16 protein-coding genes are annotated in these 21505 nt (G+C 41.8%); 3 read left to right on the top strand and 13 right to left on the bottom strand.

Annotation, left to right across the window (positions count from 1 at the left end):
• Positions 1 to 20: 20 nt before the first annotated feature.
• The 5 genes from FHG08_RS04995 to ilvG all read right to left on the bottom strand — a co-directional run bounded on the left by FHG08_RS04995 (position 21) and on the right by ilvG (position 6566).
• Positions 21 to 1019: an ABC transporter substrate-binding protein gene (locus FHG08_RS04995; RefSeq protein ID WP_178954676.1), complete on the bottom strand. Its 999-nt coding sequence runs from the start codon at positions 1017 to 1019 to the stop codon at positions 21 to 23.
• 144 nt (positions 1020 to 1163) lie between these two features.
• On the bottom strand, positions 1164 to 2717 hold the full coding sequence (gene ilvA, locus FHG08_RS04990; RefSeq protein ID WP_178954674.1) for a threonine ammonia-lyase, biosynthetic: 1554 nt from the start codon (positions 2715 to 2717) through the stop codon (positions 1164 to 1166).
• A gap of 2 nt (positions 2718 to 2719) precedes the next feature.
• Positions 2720 to 4576: a dihydroxy-acid dehydratase gene (gene ilvD / locus FHG08_RS04985; RefSeq protein ID WP_178956826.1), complete on the bottom strand. Its 1857-nt coding sequence runs from the start codon at positions 4574 to 4576 to the stop codon at positions 2720 to 2722.
• A gap of 101 nt (positions 4577 to 4677) precedes the next feature.
• Positions 4678 to 4920: an acetolactate synthase 2 small subunit gene (ilvM, locus tag FHG08_RS04980; RefSeq protein WP_178954672.1), complete on the bottom strand. Its 243-nt coding sequence runs from the start codon at positions 4918 to 4920 to the stop codon at positions 4678 to 4680.
• Complete coding sequence (gene ilvG, locus FHG08_RS04975) at positions 4917 to 6566, bottom strand: acetolactate synthase 2 catalytic subunit (protein WP_178954670.1); 1650 nt, start codon at positions 6564 to 6566, stop codon at positions 4917 to 4919. Before ilvG ends, ilvM begins: the two co-directional genes overlap by 4 nt.
• A 527-nt stretch (positions 6567 to 7093) precedes the next feature.
• Between ilvG and FHG08_RS04970 the strand changes: the two genes are divergently transcribed.
• The 3 genes from FHG08_RS04970 to FHG08_RS04960 all read left to right on the top strand — a co-directional run bounded on the left by FHG08_RS04970 (position 7094) and on the right by FHG08_RS04960 (position 10260).
• Positions 7094 to 8767, top strand: a complete 1674-nt coding sequence (locus tag FHG08_RS04970) for a phosphoethanolamine transferase (RefSeq protein ID WP_178954668.1) — start codon at positions 7094 to 7096, stop codon at positions 8765 to 8767.
• Entirely contained in the window at positions 8764 to 9135 is a 372-nt protein-coding gene (locus FHG08_RS04965; RefSeq protein ID WP_010390346.1) for a diacylglycerol kinase, read from the top strand. The genes FHG08_RS04970 and FHG08_RS04965 overlap by 4 nt, the downstream gene beginning before the upstream one ends.
• 246 nt (positions 9136 to 9381) lie before the next feature.
• Positions 9382 to 10260, top strand: coding sequence for a TraB/GumN family protein (locus FHG08_RS04960; protein WP_178954667.1), 879 nt, complete (start codon positions 9382 to 9384; stop codon positions 10258 to 10260).
• Between the two features lie 6 nt (positions 10261 to 10266).
• Here the strand turns inward: FHG08_RS04960 and FHG08_RS04955 are convergent, their stop codons facing one another.
• The 8 genes from FHG08_RS04955 to rpsG form a co-directional block, all read right to left on the bottom strand.
• A complete protein-coding gene (locus FHG08_RS04955; RefSeq protein ID WP_178954665.1) occupies positions 10267 to 11718 on the bottom strand; it encodes an ATP-binding cassette domain-containing protein in 1452 nt (483 codons plus the stop codon).
• A 67-nt stretch (positions 11719 to 11785) separates the two neighbouring features.
• On the bottom strand, positions 11786 to 13510 hold the full coding sequence (locus tag FHG08_RS04950; RefSeq protein ID WP_178954663.1) for a response regulator: 1725 nt from the start codon (positions 13508 to 13510) through the stop codon (positions 11786 to 11788).
• A 116-nt stretch (positions 13511 to 13626) separates the two neighbouring features.
• On the bottom strand, positions 13627 to 15957 hold the full coding sequence (locus FHG08_RS04945) for a fatty acid cis/trans isomerase (RefSeq protein ID WP_178954661.1): 2331 nt from the start codon (positions 15955 to 15957) through the stop codon (positions 13627 to 13629).
• Positions 15957 to 16319 carry a hypothetical protein gene (locus FHG08_RS04940; RefSeq protein WP_178954660.1) on the bottom strand — a complete coding sequence of 121 codons (363 nt, stop codon included), beginning with the start codon at positions 16317 to 16319 and terminating at the stop codon, positions 15957 to 15959. Before FHG08_RS04940 ends, FHG08_RS04945 begins: the two co-directional genes overlap by 1 nt.
• A 116-nt stretch (positions 16320 to 16435) precedes the next feature.
• Positions 16436 to 17236, bottom strand: a complete 801-nt coding sequence (locus FHG08_RS04935; RefSeq protein ID WP_178954658.1) for a VOC family protein — start codon at positions 17234 to 17236, stop codon at positions 16436 to 16438.
• A gap of 333 nt (positions 17237 to 17569) precedes the next feature.
• Positions 17570 to 18754, bottom strand: a complete 1185-nt coding sequence (gene tuf / locus FHG08_RS04930) for an elongation factor Tu (RefSeq protein WP_004589660.1) — start codon at positions 18752 to 18754, stop codon at positions 17570 to 17572.
• A gap of 62 nt (positions 18755 to 18816) precedes the next feature.
• Positions 18817 to 20931: an elongation factor G gene (fusA, locus tag FHG08_RS04925; protein WP_010392137.1), complete on the bottom strand. Its 2115-nt coding sequence runs from the start codon at positions 20929 to 20931 to the stop codon at positions 18817 to 18819.
• A gap of 27 nt (positions 20932 to 20958) precedes the next feature.
• On the bottom strand, positions 20959 to 21429 hold the full coding sequence (gene rpsG / locus FHG08_RS04920; RefSeq protein ID WP_010392135.1) for a 30S ribosomal protein S7: 471 nt from the start codon (positions 21427 to 21429) through the stop codon (positions 20959 to 20961).
• Positions 21430 to 21505 lie beyond the last annotated feature (76 nt).

Raw genomic sequence — 21505 nt, 5'->3', positions numbered from 1 at the left:
AGCAAGGGAATTGCTTAACCTTATACCCGCTTTTGTTTAGCCGATTTAAGTATTAAACGTAAATACAGAGGGATAGAAATAATGCTTATTATAATAGCCGCAATTAGCATCCAAGAAAGCTGCAGTGTTTCTTGCTTTTTATATTTATAAATAAAATCAGCTTTTACTTCATCAAACTTTGTTTGATCAATCTCATATAAGTCAGCAATTAAACGCCATTTAGCCATCGACATATTACCCACAGTAGTACTCGGTGGAGCAATATAGTCTTTAAGTACCTCAGCCTCATATGCCAGTTGATGAAAACTGCGATCAGGCGCATAAAACTGTTGGGTTATGGCAATGGCTTCATCCATATTCATTACCGCGTAGCGCCACCCTTTTAAACTTGCTTGATAAAACTTTTCTACCGTATCGGGGTGATACTTAACCATACTATCGCTGGTAAATAAAATATCCGCGTATACATCCATCCCATAACGTTGTGGACATATAAGTCTATGAGCAACCCCTTGCTGATCCATATGATAAGGTAGGTCGGTAACATACACTTCTATGGCATCTAATTTATTTTCCATCCATGCTTGTTGCAATTCATCGCCTTTGTAAACAGCCAGTTTTTCGGTATCAGTACCACTGCGCTTAAGCATAGTTAGTAACTCAGAATTACTCTCTTTGCTGACTTCACTTACACGCTTGTTAATAAAATCACGAGCATGAAAAATATCTGAAGTTTCTTTTACCATCCAACAGTAAGGAGAAAACTGTAATATGGCAGCCATGGCTACAAAGGGTTCACCGGCAATACGGCGTTCTAATATACCTGAATGTGCTACACCAAATTGCGCCTCTCCTCGCTCTACCGCACCAAAACTATTTGGCCGTTTTGGATCGGCAGGAACTATATTGACGTCTAAACCGGCCTCATTATAAAAGCCTTTTTGTTTGGCCATGTAATAGCCAGCAAATTGAAATTGGTGCGTCCACTTTAATTGTAACGTGACTGATTCCTGCGCCATTAACTGGCTACAAAAAAAGCAGATGCTAATTATTATTCCTTTAAGTAGCAAAGCAGGCTTCCATAAACATGATAATTAATTATAACTATATGTAAAACAGCTAATAAAGCAAGCATCGGGATAAGATGCTTGCTTAGGATAGAGTTAGGCTAGAGCGATTTTTTCAAGCTTTTCTGCTTGAGGTTGGGTAGTTAAAAACTGAGTAAAACAGGGATTATCGGTTTCGTCTTGGACACTGTAACCTAGCCGATTTAAGTGCTCATTAAACATCTCATATTGGCTTGGTTCAATAGCAAAGCCTGCTAATACATTCCCCATTGACCCGCCATGATTGCGGTAGTGAAATAAAGTGATATTCCAGTTACTACCCAGCGTATCTAAAAAGCGCGCCAATGCGCCTGGATACTCTGGAAACTCAAACCTTAGTAAGCGTTCATGTAACTGCTCTGGCGCTTTACCGCCAACCATATAGCGTACATGCAGCTTTGCTAATTCGTTATCTGACAAATCGCAAAAGGTATATTTGTTATCTGTTAGACTTTGTTTAAGCTCTTCAAGTTCTGCTAACCCTTGACGTAGCGCAATACCAACAAAAATTTGCGCCTCGCCAGGCCCCGCATAACGATAGTTAAACTCAGTAATGGCACGCCCACCTAAAGATGTACAAAACTGCTTAAAACTACCGCGCTTTTCATCAATGGTCACGGCTAATAAAGCTTCGTTTTTCTCACCCAGCGCAGTGCGCTCAGCCACATAACGTAAGCGATCAAAGTTTAAATTAGCACCAGACAAAATAGCGGCTAAATTTAACCCCTTTAAACCCGACTGCTGAGACCATTTTTTAAGCCCTGCAGTTGCAAGCGCTCCTGAAGGCTCAGCTATAGCACGGGTTGATACAAAAATATCTTGCATGGCTGCACATATTTCATCGTCTGATACGGTAACTACTTCATCACAAAACTTTTGTGCCAGTCTGAATGTTTCGCTACCAATTATTTTAACGGCAACACCATCGGCAAAACTGCCAACGCGATCGAGTTCTACCGGCTCGCCTGCTACTAAAGCAGCTTTTAAGCAGGCGCTTTCATTCGCCTCAACCCCTATCACTTTGATATCGGGGCGCAGCGACTTAATATATACCGCCATACCTGCCAGCAAGCCGCCGCCGCCAACAGGAATAAATACCACATCTAAATCGTTGAGCTGTTGCATTAATTCACGGGCAACCGTACCTTGACCAACAATCACATCAGGGTCATCAAATGGCGGTACAAATACGCCGTTTCGCTGCTCAGTTAATTCCAGCGCATACGCTTTTGCGGCATCAAATTGATGGCCATGCAATACGACTTCACCACCCAATGCCCTTACCGCATTAACCTTTATTTCAGGTGTGGTCACGGGCATCACAATGGTGGCTTTGTGCCCTAAGTGTGAGGCACTTAGTGCCACACCCTGGGCATGGTTACCTGCGGATGCGGTGATCACAACCGAGCCTTTAGGCAGCTTATTTAATTTATTAAAAGCACCGCGTAATTTAAACGAGTACACGGGTTGCTGGTCTTCACGTTTTAACCAAACATGATTACCTAATCGTGTACTCAATTCGGCCATTTCACTTACCTCAGTCACCTTGGCTAAAGGCTCCATATTGGCTTGGATAATCGCGCGAAAATAATCGAGTTCTTGAGAAACCATACCTAGCTAAGCTCCTCCAGTTTGGCTAAATCGCGAACTGCACCTTTATCTGCGCTGGTTGCAAGTAGCGCATACGCTTTAAGCGCAGATGATACATAACGATCACGATTAAGCGGTTTATACGCTTGTTTACCACGAGCCAGTTGTTTTTGCTTGCGAGCTTCAAGCTCTTCATCGCTTAACGCCAGCGTAATTTCTCGGGTGGCAATATCGATGATAATTTTATCGCCGTTTTCAACATAAGCAATTGCGCCACCGCTGGCAGCTTCCGGCGATACGTGGCCAATCGATAGACCTGACGTGCCACCTGAAAAACGCCCATCAGTAATTAATGCACATTGCTCTGCCAAGCCTTTTGATTTTAAATAGCTAGTTGGGTATAGCATTTCTTGCATACCAGGGCCGCCTTTAGGCCCTTCATAGCGAATAACCACCACGTCGCCGGCTTTTACTTCGCCATTTAAAATCCCTTCTACAGAGTCATCTTGTGATTCGTATACCACAGCAGTACCTTCAAAATGCAGCATTTCATCAACAACACCCGCACTTTTAACGATACAGCCATCTATTGCTAAATTACCTGAAAGCACGGCAAGGCCACCATCTTGGCGAAATGCATGTTCTACACTACGAATACAACCGTTTTCACGGTCGTTATCACCCTCATCCCAACGACAATCTTGGCTCATTGCTTTGGTGGTACGAATACCTGCAGGGCCAGCACGATAAAACTTTTGCGCAGCTTCGTTATTCGGATCGGTTGCATCCCACTTTTTAACCAGTTCACCCATTGTCATACCAGCAACATGGTTAACCGATAAATCAACTAACCCAGCCTTTCCAAGCTCGTGAACTATCGCCATCATGCCACCAGCACGGTGTACGTCTTCAATGTGGTATTGCGCTGTAGCTGGAGCAACTTTACATAAAAACGGGGTTTTACGTGAAAGTTCATCAATGTGTGACATATCAAAATCAACGCCGGCTTCTTGTGCCGCCGCGAGTAAATGCAATACCGTATTTGATGAACCGCCCATAGCAATATCAACCACCATAGAGTTCATAAATGCGGTTTTATTAGCGATAGCACGAGGCAGTACGTCTTGGTTATCTTTTTGATAGTACTCACGGCATAAATCAACGATACGTGCACCCGCTTCAACATACAGTTGTTTACGGTCTTTATGGGTCGCAAGCGTGGTCCCATTACCAGGCAGCGCAAGGCCAATTGCTTCTAGTAAACAGTTCATAGAGTTGGCGGTAAACATCCCTGAACACGACCCACAAGTAGGACATGCAGAACGCTCAACTTGCTCAGAGTCGGCATCACTTACCGATTCATCAGCGCCTTTAACCATAGCATCAACCAAATCGAGCTTAATATCGATATTCGCTAATTTGGTTTTACCTGCTTCCATTGGGCCGCCTGATACAAAAATAACGGGTATATTTAAACGCAGCGCCGCTAACATCATTCCAGGGGTGATTTTGTCGCAGTTAGAAATACAAATCATCGCATCGGCACAATGGCCGTTCACCATATACTCTACTGAGTCGGCAATTAAATCGCGCGATGGCAGTGAATAAAGCATACCGCCGTGACCCATGGCAATACCGTCATCGATAGCAATGGTATTAAATTCTTTTGGTACACCACCGGCCTGAGTAATGGTTTCAGCCATCAGTTCACTAAGCTGATTAAGATGTACGTGCCCCGGTACAAATTGCGTAAATGAGTTCACAACAGCAATAATTGGCTTACCAAAGTCGGTATCAGTCATGCCTGTTGCACGCCATAATGCTCTTGCGCCTGCGCGTTTACGCCCTTCAGTGGTGGTTGCACTTCTTAATTTAGCCATAGTTACCTCAGTGTTTGCCGCAATTAATGCGGGCATTCCTCATTCTAAAAATTGATGAATAACCAAATAATCGGTTATTCGTAAAATTCGTTAAATTTATTTTATACAGCCTGTTGCTGTAAGCTTTGTAGCGTCACATGTTTCACATCAACCAATTTATTTAACTGGCTAGTAAGCAAGTAAATTGGTTTATCACTATCAACCGTTATTGCCATATTATATTGACCATCGTCCATATTGAGCTGTAAGTGAGTCAAGTCAAAACCACGATGACGCACCACACGTAAAAAGCGCTCGATTGCGACACTTTGACTTTTTAAGGCAATAGTTAAACTGTGTTTCATTGTGCTTTCTCCGTCATCATTTCATCGTTAGCAGCCCCAGGTGGAACAAGTGGCCATACGTTTTCTTTATCATCGATACAAGCATGAACAATATAAGGTCCATCGCTATTTAATAAAGCAGTGATTGCATCATCCACTTGGTTGGCATGGGTAATTGTTTGCCCAGGAATGCCAAACACAGCAGCAAGTTGTACAAAGTCAGGGTTGTCTGACAGGTTAGTTTCGCTGTAACGCCCTTCAAAAAATAGTTCTTGCCATTGGCGCACCATGCCCAAGCGCTGGTTATCAAGTATCAGTATTTTTACTGGTAAATTATTACGACGTATAGTGGCAAGCTCTTGAATATTCATCATGATTGAACCATCACCTGAAACGGTGATCACAAAGTCACCTTTACGCGCTATCTGTGCACCTATAGCCGCGGGTAAACCAAATCCCATAGTGCCTGCACCACCACTGCTCAAATGGTTGCAAGGGTGGCTAAACTTCATGTGCTGAGCTACCCACATTTGGTGCTGGCCTACATCACAACACACCACACTAGTGCTTGGCATACGCTGGCTAAGTTGATTAAGTAAGTAAGGAGCAAATACTTTTTCACCAGGGTAGTCGTAGCGCCACGCGTGTTTGACCTTCATTTGTTTACTATGATCGCACCACGCTTTTGGTGTAACCACGCACTCAAGTGCAGGGAGAGAAGTTTTTAAATCAGCAATTAATGACGCTTTTACAGGTTTACGTTTTCCGACCTCGGCTGCATCTATGTCTAAATGAATTACGTTTGCTTTTGCAGCAAACTTAGCTAAATTGCCCGTTACACGGTCATCAAAGCGTGCGCCAATACACACTAATACATCACATTCTTGCACCGCTAAATTAGCCGCTTGACCGCCATGCATACCTAGCATGCCTAAATCATATTCGTAATCAGGTAATACACTGCCCAATGCTTTAAGGGTTGAAACCGCTGGCATTTGCGTTTTATTTAAAAATTGCATTAACTGCGCTTGCGCATCAGCGGCATGGACCCCGCCACCAACATAGGCAACAGGCTGTTTGGCTTCACTGAGTAGTTGGTTAGCAATAGCGACTTGATTTAGATCTAGTTGAGGCAAATATTCATCTACCGCTAACCAAGGTTTAAAAGGTACTTGCGCCATTTGAATGTCTTTGGGGATATCAACCAAAACAGGGCCTGGTCGACCGCTTTGTGCTAAATGCATCGCCTCTTGTAATATTTCGGCTAAATCTTCTGCTCGCTCAACCATATAACTGTGTTTTGTACATGAAAGCGACATACCCAACACGTCTATTTCTTGAAAGGCGTCAGAACCAATAGCTGCGGTTGGTACTTGCCCGGTGATGGCAAGTAAAGGCACTGAGTCCATCATGGCATCAGCCAATGCGGTAATTAAGTTAGTAGCACCCGGGCCTGATGTTGCTAAACATACACCTAAGCGGCCAGTACTGCGTGCATAACCTACAGCTGCAAACCCTGCGCCTTGTTCATGGCGAGTGAGGTAATGTTTTACAGGCGCACCATACAAGGCATCGTAGATGGGCATAATAGCACCACCTGGGTAGCCAAATACTTCATCTACGCCGTGCTTGGCGAGTAAATCAATTGTTAGTTCTGCGCCTGTCATTAGTAAATCCTCATTCCTGTGTGACAACCCGTTAAAATTTAATCTTAAAACTAAAAAGCCCCCCGGACGGTTAAGTGCGGAGGGCTTTTCAATGCTTAGTTTTTTAAAGCACTACGAAGCCCTCGCGGGAATAATCACCACGATAATAATCAGGACTAGGTTAAGTGCATTGTTAAGCATAAAATTTAATACCATTTAATTTCTGTAATTACGAAACTCTTGTTTCGCTGTCTTTTTATATTAGTACCGCGCTCAGGGCGCTAAGTCAACATCAAATTCAATCCAAAATAATTATAAAAATACGCAGGCCTAGGTTTTAAAATTCAAACAACCTAAACAAAGTGAATTTTTTATCCCTTCATTTCAACTCAGGAAATTCACTATTCTTATAACGGTGAATTATGGTTTGATTAATTTTTAGCAAACCGCTGTATTTTATAGCTCACAAAATAAAATAAATTGACTTCTTAAGTGTTTCTTAAGTGTGACGACCTAGCATAACAACGTTCACTAAAAAGAGATGTGTTATGAATTCAATTTTCAAACTCAGTAAGCAATCGCAAGCAAACACCAAAAAGCGCTTTTACTTTAACTGCAGCGCTAATGCATTTGTTATTTTAATGGCATGCTATTATGGCTTAATCATTAATATTCCATTTATGCATGGTGCGTTTAGCGCTATTACTTCGCTGCACACATTTTCGTGGTTATTTCTATTCTCTGTACCGCTACTACTTGTGTGTTTATTAGTTATATTTTTTTCTTTGGTGTCTGTTCGAGGGCTATTAAAACCCATCAACTACTTACTACTCGTGCTCTCAAGTGCCGCACTTTACAGCTCATTAAACTATGGAGTGGTATTTGATTACTCAATGATACAAAACGCAGCAGAGACGGACTCTAGTGAAGCGTTAAGCTATTTAAACTTGCAACTTGTTGGCTTTTTACTGCTTTTTGGCGCATTACCTGCCTTTGTTTTGAGTCGTATAAACGTAAACTGTGCCCGCCCACACAAAGAGATACTCAGTCGTATTAAACTGTTACTAGCATGCGGTGCTTTGATTGCTTTAGTGGTAGTAAACTTTTACGCCGATTACGCGGCAACAGGTCGAAATAACCGTATATTGAAAAAAGAAATCATTCCATTTCAATACCTTTCTAGTGGCTATAAGTATGCACGTGACCAGTTGCTTTACAGCGATATTAAATTTAAAAATATTGATACCACACCAACTTTAGCATCGCCAAGTACAACACGAGTTACTGTCATAGTAGTAGGTGAAACCGCACGAGCTGAAAGCTTTTCCTACCAAGGCTATGAGCGCAATACCAACCAATACACACAAAAACATAATGTCACTTATTTCGATAATGTATCGTCGTGTGGCACGGCCACGGCAGTGTCAGTACCGTGTATGTTTTCACTGCAAACTCATGCCAATTTTTCTCGTTTAGACAGTGATAATCAGCAAAACGTGATTGATTTGATACAGCAAGCAGGCGCAGATGTCTTATGGGTTGATAATAACAGTGGCTGTAAAAACGTCTGCTCGCGCGTACCTACCATTAATATTGATAGCAAAGCATCCGGACTATGTGATGGTAAATACTGTTTTGATGAAGCGTTGCTAGCCCCACTAAAGCACAAGCTTGCTAACTTGAGTCAGGCTAATACGCTTATAGTGCTGCATATGATGGGTTCACATGGCCCTACTTACTTTAAGCGCTACCCTGAAAAGTTTAAACAGTTTAGTCCAACCTGCGACCGCAGCGATATTCAGAACTGTAACGCTGAAGAACTGGTTAACACCTACGACAATACAATTGCTTATAGTGATTTTATCAACGCTCAAGTTATTGAACAGTTAAAGGCACTACCGGCCAATATTGATAAGCAATTACTGTATGTGTCGGACCATGGCGAGTCGCTCGGTGAAAATGGTGCGTACTTACATGGCTTTCCCTATGCATTTGCACCAACAGCTCAAACCCATGTGCCTCTTTACATCTGGGCTGATGAGCATAATCAGCGCATTACAGCCAAGTGTCTCAACAATTTAAATAGCACTTTAGCGCAATCACACGATGCTATTTTTCATACCCTTTTAAACTTAACCGGTGTTGCGAGTAAAACCTACCAAACCTCTGAAGATTTACTCGCGTCATGTCAAACGATTAACCATAGCGAAGCTAAAATATGAATAATAAAACCGTTATAAAACGCCAAGGCCTAATGCGCCTAATTTTTACCTTAAGCCATACATTTAATGGTCTAAAATGGATGAGCCGATTTGAGGCTGCTTTTCAGCAAGAGTTGGTTTTATTTAGTTTGCTAGGCGTATTTGCCTGCTTGCAAGAAATTACCTTAAGTAGCAAATTAATATTGATTGCCAGCTTATTGTTTGTGTTATTTGCTGAGTTGGTCAATACCGCAGTCGAAGTGGTGGTTGATCGCATCGGTAGCGAATATCATGAACTATCAGGCCTAGCTAAAGACATCGCTTCTGCCAGTGTCTTTATCGCCATGCTCATCACCGTTCTGCTTTGGTGGTCTGTTTTATGGGCTTAATTAGCCAAGGTAAAAAAAGCATTAGTGCTGCTGTAGGTCATGGTGGTGTTTTTTCTCAGTCTATGAAGCTTTTCACGAATCGCCTTGAGTTCATAACAAAGTGAACGCGTTTTGACTAATTTTGGCAACATGGCCTACAGCAATAATTGGTATCAATAGCGCTTTTTAATCTGGCATTTTTACGTTACCTATAAAGTAAACTAAGTTAGTATTTATAAAACAACTTTAACTTGGTTAGGATTCTTTATGAAAGTGTCATTGCGTATCAGTCATATATTGATGGCGTTCGTTTTTTTAGCATTTAGTGTGAATGGCTATGCAGCTCCAGCTCTATTCAAAATAGAAAAACAAGGCGCTAGTTCATATTTATTTGGCACCGTGCATGTAGGTGATGCCAGCATGAAAGGGCTACCACAAAAAGTGACTAACGCACTAGGTAACAGCAAGCAAGTGGTTGTTGAAGTGGATATTAGTAAGCTATCACCTTTACAAATGCAGCAACGCTCTATGCCGTATATGCTGCTTAATAACGGGCGTACACTACAGAGTGAGCTGTCGACAGAAAATTATCAACTCCTGAAAGACTACTTTGCAAAAAAGTCGATTGATATTGCCATGTTCAACAGCTTTAAACCTTGGGCTGTCATGTTAACCATGATGCAAATTGAGTTTCAAAACGCAGGATATTCAGATAAAAATGGCATTGATAAGCAAATATTAGATTATGCCCAACAGCATAATATTAAAATTGCGGAGCTTGAAACCATAGAGCAGCAGCTACAAATGTTTAATGGTTTAGAGTCATTAAGCAACGCTATGATGGCAGAAACCTTTGAACAACTCAGTGATATTAATACCTACTTTATTTCTCTAGTAAATGCATGGAAGCAGGGCGATATGAAAACCCTAACCAGCTACTACCACACCAGTTTTGATAACAGCCAATACGGCCAACAAAGCGAACAAGTGATGCTAATTGAGCGTAATAATAATTGGGTCACTCAGCTCACCCCAAAACTTGAACAAGGCAATATTTTTATAGCTGTAGGTGCTCTGCATTTAGTTGAGCAACATGGCTTAATTAAACAACTGCGTGACCAAGGATTCACAGTGACTCAGTTATAAACAAGCTTATATAATCGACTCATTATGAGCCGCCTGCTGCTCATAATGAGTTGGTTTAAAGTCTTCCATTTTTAGGGTGTGTTCAACCCCTTTAATGGCATCTGCTGCATGATGGTTTACATAAATAACAGTACTCGTTTTTGCCGCACACACCTTTTCTATAAGCAGTAAAACGCGTTGACGATTTGCCTCGTCAAGCCCTAAACATGGCTCATCCAAAATAACTAATGCGGGGTGTTTAACCATTGCGCGTACAATCAGTAATAAGCGCTGATCGCAATACGATAGTTGAGTAAAAGTGCAATTTGCTTTATCGCTTAGGCCAATTAATGCCAGCCACTGTTTCGCTAACCGCATTTGTAACTCGCTGGCTTGTTGATATAAACCAATACTATCGAAAAACCCAGAGATAACAGTATTGAGCGCCGAAATACTCACTCTATACTGTAAATGCAAGGTATTAGAGATATAACCAATATGCTGTTTTATATCCCAAATACTCTCTCCTGTGCCACGCTTAAAACCAAACACCTCAATCTCATTGTTATAACACTGAGGGTTATCACCGGTGATTAAATTTAATAAACAGGTTTTTCCTGAGCCATTCTTGCCGGTAAGTTGCCAATGTTGGTGTTGCTTAATCGTCCAGTTTAAGTTTTCAAAAATAGTCTGTTCACCATAACGTACATGCGTATCAGTAAGCTTAACGAGTGGCGCGTTTACATTTGAAATAAAAGTAGGCTCGGGTGAATCTGGAATAGTTATAGATGTATGTTCTAAATGCAGTAACTTAAATAAATCGGCTCGTTTTGCTGCGCACGGTTTTGCTAAGCTATGTTGTAAAAGACCCTTGCTCACATAAGCAAAGTGATCAACAAACGCAGGAATTTCATCAACACGGTTTAGTACAAACACAAAGCAAGTGTGCGTACTCAGTTGCTTTAATAGGCGGTTTAACTGCCTAGCCGATTCAGTGTCTAAGCCATCAAATGGTTCATCAAGCACAACTAAATCACTATTAGCAGACAGTGCTTTAATCAATAATAATTTACGTGTTTCACCGGTCGATAAATCAGTAAAATTACGATTAAGTAAGGCATCAAAATTAAGAGCAGTAATTAGCTGTTGACATAAATCGCGATTAATTTCAGGCGCAGAAAAGAGTATGTCGGTTACTTTTTGTGGTTTATCACTTTTGCGATTAGCGCTTAATAACTGCTTTTGTAAATCACTTGAAACTAACTGTAGATTATTAAAAGTACTATGGCGTTGCCCACTTTGTTGCTTGGCTTCACCAATAAGCGTAGCCCCAAGCGCAGATTTACCGGCGCCATTGCCGCCAAGCAATACCCAGTGTTCCCCCTGTTTTACTTGCCAAGTTAAATCCTTAATATAATAGCGATTACTGCCACCGGTGGATAAATAACCATTAAATTGCTGAAGTAAAATTGAGCGCACACTAGATCCCAAAATAAGGCTTAAAAATTCAAATTAACGTACAAAATAACAATTAGGCAAGTGAGATTTAATCAACCTCTGTTAGAAGAGCATCGTTTAGTGCCGCTATTATACTTTGCTGATCTATAGGTTTATGAATATGACTTATTGCTCCACAAGCTTTAGCGCGAGCTATATCACTATCAGAAGTGTTTGCGGTAACCACAATAATGGGTCGTGTTTTGTCTTTTTCATGTAGCAGCTTTGTGGCTTCAAAGCCATCCAAAACCGGCATATTTAAATCCATAAATATAACATCATAGCTATTTTCAGCCGCCATTTCACAAGCGACTTTGCCATTTTCAGCCGATTCAACCTGTATATTCAAAGAACTTAATAACTTTGTTAGAACTAACATGTTGAGCGGGTTATCTTCAACCACTAAACACTTAAGATCATCAGGCAAGCGCGTTGGCTTAGTTTCGCTTGTGTCCATCTCTAATGGTAGGCTTAAAAATACAATGGCGCCTTGTGGATGATTATTCTCAAAACGAATGTCGCCATTAAGCGCATTAACAATATATTGCACGCGGGTAAGCCCTGTTCTAAGGCCTTGAAAATGGTTACTTTGTTGATTGTTGTTTAATTCGAGCTGATCAATTTGGTGGCTAAAGCCACAACCACTGTCTTTTATGCTTAACTCTAACTGATGGTTATTGAGCGTAGCAATGACGGTGACCTCTCCTTGCTCAGTAAACTTTAATGCGTTATTAAGTAGTTCAGAAACAATTTGTTGTAGCCGTGCGTGATCTACAATCACCGCGCAGTCTAAGTTCGGTGCTAACTCGGTAATTAACTTTAACCCTTTCTCAGTACAGCCATATTGATACACAGCCAGTATTTTGTTTAAAGTTGTTAGTAGGTTGTCTGAGGTCGGCTTTAATGACCAACGGTTTAAACTAAGCGCCTGTAAATCTTGAAGTTCATCTAACATCGCTAGCAGCCTAACAGAACAATACTGAGCTTGACGCTGAATTTGTTGTTGCGAGCTGGGAATGCTTAATTCATTTATAGAACTAATTAATCCCTGTAACGGAGTTCTAAACTCATGACTGGCGCGTGCAATAAAATGTTCTTTATTCTGACTGACTTGCTCGGCAAATTCTTTTTGTTGTTGATACTCAAGCAGGGTCTGCAAAACTTGCCTTTCCATTGGCATAAACACAAATCTTAACTCTAGAAGCAATAACGCTAGAGTCAAAAACCAACACAACAGCTCAATATTGGCTACCCAATTAACCTTTGTCACCGCTTGCTGCTCAAATAAGCTCACCGCGGTGTCTAATTTTTTTAATAATGCTTCAATCTCGCCCACAGAAAACATCACGGGATTCGCTTGTTCTTGTTGGGTCAGTAATTTTTTTGCTTGTTTTATAAAACTAGATACCTCGGCATCTAGGTTACCTGGGGCGGCATAATATAAATCAACTAAAGCAGCATTTAAATAAATCGCCTCACCTTGCTTATTTTTAGTGAGTAAAAAAGTATGTCCTTGCTCGAATAACCCAAGTGAGTGGGCTAACGATTTCAGGTGTTGTTCGTTGTTAGCTGTTTGATTAATTAGCGCATTACTATGCCACGCTATTTTTTGTGACAGCATACGTTGCTTACCCGCTATATTGATAATTTTCGCATCGTATTTTTGCACAGAAAAGACGTATTGCATGAGTAGTGCGGATACGCTGATCAGCAAGGCAATAGCAATTAATGCCCACCGATAACGTTTGCGAATACTCTTTACAATATTAAACATAAACCAAGCTGCTTTTTATTTTCACTTTAGTCTAACTGTAGCAAGTTAATTAGTTAATTCACTAATTATTAGATATAAAAAAGCCCAACTAAAAAGCTGGGCTACTTACAATATCATTAACGATTTTCTAAGCGGTTATAATCAAACATACCAAATTCAACCCCTCGATACTGGCGGGCAACGTGATGTAATATATCGCTGTATTGCCAAAACTGAGGGTGCGTTCGACGAATCGCAAACTTAGACTTTAAAGCCCGATAATCCGCCTCTACTTGCATAAGCGGTAGCTGCTCTGCAAATGCAGCAACTTGTTGCGGGTTATTTAAATACCAAATTGCTGATGGGTAATCACCAATAAAACCTGGCACAATTGTCACGGTATCTTCTTCATAAGCACGCTGGCCGTCTTCGTTTAATAAGCTCGAAATATTATAATGCGCGTTATGATGAATAATCGTATAAGCCTTGTGCTCATCTTGCTCTTTTACTAACACATACGATAGCTGCGGGAGTAAGTTAATTGCTTTAGCGGGCATGGTGTTAATTGTACTTAATGGTGCGGGTACTTTTTTATAGTCATAACGAGGACTTAATACCGGCTCAAGCGTTTGTTTAATTAATCCATATAACTCTGATTGTGGCTTATCAGTTTGGTAACTAATACCGCTGGGCTGACTAAACTCACGGTTATTTTCGAAAAAGGTCGATAGACTTGGCGGTGATTTACGATACCAACTCTGCTTAATAGCTTCGCGTTGTGACTCGGGTAATAACGCAAGGAAGTTTTGCTCACCCTCTAAGCGTAAAAAATCCATATATAAACGTGTTATCAATTGATGGCCAATATTGCCATACACATCAAACCCTGCCACTAGTAAGTAGTGAATACGCTCAAACAATGCATAATCAAGTACCCACATCGTTTTAGGTTGCTGGCCAATAAGCCCTTTTACAACAGTTGCACTATCGAAATGGCGAAAAATTGTCAGCGCCGCATTTTGGTTATGCCCTTCCCCTTTCCACAGTAAATCAGTAGTTAAGTGCTCGCCATTTTTGAACATTTTATTAGCTAGCTCTACCTTGGCTTTTAAATAGCGTTTTTCGCGAACTGAGTATTTTACCCAGTTAGAAATAGGTAACGCATTACTCTCCTCGGCTGCTGGTAACTCTAATGCGTCTTCATGTTGCATTAGCATTTTACCAACCTCTGGAGTCGCCACTTTTTCAGGATCGGCAAATGCCACCCAAAAATGGTCATTAATCACGTTCAGTGCTATTTGACCACGGCAAACAGGTCCTTTAATGAAGCCCATAATAATTAACTCAGCTTCATCGAGCATAAATTGATACTTAGCATCAATAGGCAGTGCTTCAAAAGTTTTAAATGGGTTTGATGCAAGTGCTGGCTCATAGCTTGGTAAGCTAGATACAGTGTATTTTGGTGCGATGAACTGCTGATATAAGCGCGTTAACTTCTCATCCGTTAACTTAAGTGGCAAATGCGTTTTTGACAAAATAGTAGAACGGTCGTGAAGCAGTCGATAATAAACACGCTCAACATTTGGGTTATCATAAGGGCGACGAGCGCTAATTAACTTAATATCTTCCCCAGGAGGAGTGCTTGAACGCACCAACTTAAAAAAGTTTGGTGATTGCGAATCACTAAAATAGATGTGCGCTAAAAACCAATGTTCATAAATATAACGCGCTGATAACTGATACTTCAAACCATCTTGATTTAAAAATGCTTCCCAGTTTTTTACCTTTGCAAGCTCAGCAGCTGATGGCGGCTTGATATGCGCCATTTTCCCACCTTTTTTAATCCAATTTTGTAGATGCTGAAATTCAGCAGCCGACACTCCTGGTAAGCCATAAGGCATACCCGCATGCGGTTGCTCATCCGCTAATTGGTCAAACTCACCCATGGTCGCACAACTTTGGTTGCGACTAAGCGAAAAATCAAAGCGTTCATCTAATACTTCATCTTCTGGCAAAGGTGAACTTTGCTTTAATACCAGCGTGTTAAATAACACACTACCGGCTAAATTGGCTTCTTCATTTTGTGCTCGCTCGTTTAATACCGGGCTAAACTCTTTTTCACGCCATTGCTCAGTGGTGGTTGCATCAAATAATAGTCGGCTCGGCGTTGAGGCTAACAACCGAGTACCGTCGTACACCAGCTCTTTACTTAGCCCTCTATCTATTCCCTCAGGAGACGACAACTTCAACTGGCAAGGCGCATCATAACAACCATGGCAAACCACGCAGCGAGTATCTATTACAGGCTTTACATGTTGAAGAAATTCGGCGCCATCACCACTATTAGCGTCAACAATACGCGCTTGTGTTTTTTCGGGACCAAACAGTTCGTTATAATGAGCATTTCCGAGGTAGGCACAGCCACTTAAAATAATCAGTACAAATGTACTTATAATGATCTTTTTCATTACTCTGCCTCATCGCCCAAATCGAACGTGGGCATCATATCAACTTGAGGTGATACGAATGTCAGCTCATCAACTGTAGTCACTACAGCGCTTAATAGAGGGCCTTGAGTGAGCGTTAGTTGAGCGTCATGTTCGCTTTGCACTACACTTGAAAAGCTTGAATTGATGACATTCAATTCATAGTCCGTAATGCTTATGCCAATACTACTGTCAGCACTGGGGTTTTGACATAGCTGAGTCAGTAGCTCATCACTTAAAATAACTGAAATTTTCACGTCAGGCTGCGCTAAGTCACGGGTACTTAGTGTCTCATCTAGAATAAATAAAGGGAGGGTTAAATTGCTATCTTGTTCAAGTTCCATTGGACTCTCTTGCTGACTGGCGGTGTAATTACCGCCATTATAGCAAAAAAGCACATAATTACTGCGACTAAATAACCATACTAAAGCCTAAAATTAATCCTAAGCATTGCTAATTACTAAGCTTTAATATCATCCATTGCCGATTCAATCATAGAAAAAACAGCCCCTTGAGGATCGCAAATAACACTAAAACGCCCTACATCAGGGATATCTGTAGCAGGTACGCACACTTGCCCTCCAAGGATCGCCGCTTTTTTTACATAGCTATCGCAGTTATCCACGGCAAAGTAAATCATCCAATGGGGAGGCACGTCTTCTGGCCACTCATTATTCATTTGTAGCATGCCCGCTACAGGCTTACCTGCAACTAAGAACAAGGTGTAATCCATACCTTCCATAGGCTTTATTTCACTTTGCCAACCTAGTAATTCGCAATAAAAGTGACGGCTCGCTTCGCTATCACGCGTTGCCATTTCGTGCCAATAAGGCGTGCCGAGCTCACAAGGACGCTGACATCCTATATGCTCTTTACCTTGCCATAACGCTACGGTGGCCCCGGTTGGGTCTTTAAGCATTAACATGCGCCCTGCATTCATAACATTGTGAGGGCCTGTTATAATTTGCGCGCCTAGCTTTTGCGCCTTAATTGCACATGTATCAACATCATCTACTGCAATATAGGTAAGCCAGTAGCTAGGTGTGGAATCGTCCACTTGCTCTTTAGGCATTTGGTACATGGCAGCAATATCGTCACCTTGCTTTTGAAGCATTGTGTAATATTCATCTTCGCCAATTGGCTGGTCGTCATTCCCCCATTCAAACAACGAGGTATAAAAAGCTTTTCCATCTTTCCAATTATGAGTACACAGTTCAGCCCAGCAAAATATACCTTGCGGATAATTATTTTTATTATTCATCGCCCATTTCCTGTTGTAAATTTAAGCTATTTTTAGCTTAGGCTAATAGTCTATAAGAGTCGATAGCTATTCAATGAATAGACATGTCTTTACTGAGTTTTAGCGTATAGTCATATTCCCTCCTGTGAAAAAAAGCGCTCAAATATTAAACTATAGATATTCAGAGGTTCTTAAACCGCTGGCTTCTACTCGGGGTTGATAGTAACTCAGGCTACTTAGCTTACATTAGCACCGAGCAGCTAAAAGCTGATAGCTAATCACTTTTCTTCAAGCATTAAAAAACCCGAGACTAAGCTCGGGTTTTTTTAATGCTTAATGCATTACAACAGTTGATTACTCAACGATAGTTGCAACAACACCAGCACCAACAGTACGGCCACCTTCACGGATAGCGAAACGAAGACCTTCGTCCATCGCGATTGGCGCGATTAGAGTTACTGTCATCTTAACGTTATCACCAGGCATTACCATTTCTACGCCTTCTGGTAACTGTACGTCACCTGTTACGTCAGTTGTACGGAAGTAGAACTGTGGACGGTAACCTTTGAAGAATGGAGTATGACGACCACCTTCATCTTTAGAAAGTACGTATACTTCTGAAGTGAATGTTGTGTGTGGGTTGATTGAACCAGGCTTAGCTAGTACTTGACCACGTTCAACGTCTTCACGCTTAGTACCACGTAGAAGTGCACCAATGTTCTCACCAGCACGACCTTCGTCAAGAAGCTTACGGAACATCTCAACACCAGTACAAGTAGACTTAGTAGTCTCTTTGATACCAACGATTTCAACTTCGTCATTCACGTTGATGATACCAGCTTCAACACGACCAGTTACAACAGTACCACGGCCTTGGATTGAGAAAACGTCTTCGATAGGCATGATGAATGGCTTATCGATGTCACGCTCTGGCTCTGGAATGTAAGAATCTAGTGCTTCTGCAAGCTCAACGATCTTGTCTTCCCACTGCTTTTCGCCTTCAAGTGCTTTAAGTGCAGAACCTTGAATTAGTGGTAAGTCATCACCTGGGAAGTCGTATTCAGAAAGAAGTTCACGAACTTCCATTTCTACTAGCTCAAGTAGCTCTTCATCATCAACCATGTCACATTTGTTCATGAACACAACGATGTAAGGAACGCCAACTTGGCGAGAAAGTAGGATGTGCTCACGAGTTTGTGGCATAGGGCCATCAGTCGCAGCAACTACTAAGATAGCGCCGTCCATTTGAGCAGCACCAGTGATCATGTTTTTAACATAATCGGCGTGACCAGGACAATCTACGTGTGCGTAGTGACGAGTAGGTGTATCGTACTCAACGTGTGAAGTTGAGATTGTGATACCACGCTCGCGCTCTTCTGGAGCGTTATCGATTGATGCGAAATCTTTAGCAACACCGCCGTATACTTTTGCAAGTACGTTAGTGATTGCTGCAGTTAGTGTAGTTTTACCGTGGTCAACGTGGCCGATTGTACCAACGTTTACGTGCGGTTTTACGCGTTCAAACTTTTCTTTTGCCATCTTAAAAAATTCCTAATAAAGAAATTAAAGCCTGACTCAGTATTGAGCCAGACAAGCTAAAATCATATAACAGCGCGAGCTGAAATTATTGTATCTGCAACCTGCTTAGAGGCTTCAGCGTACTTCAAAAACTCCATAGAGTATGAGGCACGGCCCTGTGTTGCAGATCGTAAAGCAGTCGCATAACCGAACATTTCAGATAGTGGTACCACAGCATTAATTTGCTTAAGGCCACCAAGTGCATCTTCCATGCCTTCGATCATGCCGCGACGACGGTTTAGGTCGCCAACTACATCACCCATGTTTGCTTCAGGAGTGAGTACTTCAACCTTCATTACTGGTTCTAAAAGTGCAGGGTTTGCATCTAGCGCACCTTGTCTCATAGCCAGTGAACCTGCTATTTTAAATGCCATTTCATTCGAATCCACATCATGGAATGAACCATCATATAAAGTCGCTTTAACACCAAGTAATGGGTAGCCTGCCAGTACACCTTGAGCCATTTGCTCTTGGATACCTTTGTCTACCGCAGGGATGTATTCTTTCGGCACTGAGCCACCTACGGTTTCGTTTACGAACTCGTAAATTGGGGCTTCATCATCCGAAATATCCATCGGTTCAAGTTTAAGCCAGACGTGACCATATTGACCACGACCACCTGATTGACGTACAAACTTTCCTTCAACTTCAACAGTTGAACGAATAGCTTCTCGGTATGCAACCTGCGGCTTACCAACGTTACATTCAACACTGAATTCACGTTTCATACGGTCGACAATGATATCAAGGTGAAGTTCACCCATGCCAGAGATAATAGTCTGGCCTGATTCTTCGTCAGTTTGTACGCGGAAAGATGGATCTTCTGCAGCTAGTTTTCCTAGCGCGATACCCATTTTATCCTGGTCAGCGATTGTGCGAGGCTCAACCGCAACAGAGATAACTGGTTCTGGGAACTCCATACGCTCAAGCGTAATAATAGAGTTCGGATCACACAGTGTTTCACCTGTTGTTACGTCTTTGAGACCAATAGCCGCCGCGATGTCGCCTGCGTGGACTTCTTTGATCTCTTCACGTGAGTTTGAATGCATCTGAACGATACGACCAAGACGCTCACGCTTACTTTTTACTGGGTTATATACCGCGTCACCCTGTTTAACAGTACCAGAGTAAACACGGAAAAAGGTTAAAGTGCCAACAAACGGGTCTGTTGCAATCTTGAATGCAAGAGCAGCAAACGGCGCTTTATCATCAGCAGGACGCTCTTCCTCAGTACCATTTTCTAAGATACCTTGGATTTGTTTCACTTGTGTTGGTGATGGCATATATTCAACAACGCAATCAAGCACAGCTTGAACACCTTTGTTTTTAAATGCACTACCACACGTCATGGGAACAATTTCGTTCGCTAATGTGCGTTGACGCAAAGCATTTTTAATTTCTGCTTCGCTTAACTCTTCACCTTCTAAGTATTTATCCATTAGTTCTTCAGTAGCTTCAGCAGCGCTTTCAACTAAGTGAGAGCGCCATTCTTCGGCTAGTTCCTGAAGTTCTGCCGGTATTGCCTCATAAGAGAAAGTCATACCCTGGTCTTTATCATTCCAGTTAATGGCTTTCATTTTAATAAGGTCAATAACACCTTTAAAGTCGTCTTCAGCGCCAATAGGCAGCTGGACTGGAACAGGCGTTGCTCCAAGACGAGATTTCACCTGGCTTACAACCGTTAAGAAGTCAGCGCCCGTGCGATCCATTTTATTTACGAAGATCATTCTCGGAACTTCGTACTTGTTCGCTTGACGCCAAACTGTCTCAGTTTGCGGCTGTACACCCGATGAAGCACAAAGAACAACTACCGCACCATCTAGTACACGTAAAGAACGCTCTACTTCGATAGTGAAATCTACGTGCCCTGGGGTATCAATAATATTGATGCGATGGTCGTCAAATTGAGCGTCCATCCCTTTCCAGAAACACGTTGTTGCAGCAGAAGTGATTGTGATACCACGCTCTTGTTCCTGCTCCATCCAATCCATAGTTGCAGCGCCATCATGCACTTCACCGATCTTATGAGAAAGACCTGTGTAGAACAGAACACGTTCTGTTGTGGTGGTTTTGCCTGCATCTACGTGAGCACAAATACCGATATTGCGGTAACGCTCAAGTGGAGTTGTACGTGCCATAAAATCCTCTTAAAGGTTAAGGACAGATTACCAACGGTAATGAGCGAATGCTTTATTCGCTTCAGCCATACGGTGAACGTCTTCACGTTTCTTAACCGCAGTGCCTTTGTTATCAGCAGCGTCAACGATTTCTTGAGCTAAACGTAAGCCCATAGATTTTTCGCCACGCTTACGTGCAGCGTCTACTAACCAACGCATACCTAATGCGTTGCGACGTACTGGACGTACTTCAACTGGTACTTGATAAGTTGAACCACCAACACGGCGAGATTTAACCTCTACCTGTGGACGGATGTTATCAAGTGCAGTTTCAAAGATTTCTAGGTGCGACTTGCCTGATTTCTCAGCAGCCACGTCTAGCGCACCATAAACGATTTTTTCAGCAGTAGATTTCTTGCCGTCTAACATTACGATGTTAACGAATTTTGCAAGAAGTTCCGATCCGAACTTAGGATCTGGAAGAATTTTACGTTGACCTATTACGCGTCTTCTAGGCATTTTGTATCTCCGGTTTATTCAGGTTTGTCCTTTTGGAACAATAACCCAAAACAATAATTAATAATATTTAGTGCTT

Origin of the sequence: Pseudoalteromonas sp. Scap03, from assembly GCF_013393115.1 — a bacterium.
GTDB lineage: Bacteria > Pseudomonadota > Gammaproteobacteria > Enterobacterales > Alteromonadaceae > Pseudoalteromonas.
The sequence above is the reverse complement of the archived record's forward strand: the minus strand, read 5'-3'. Positions and strand labels throughout refer to the sequence as shown.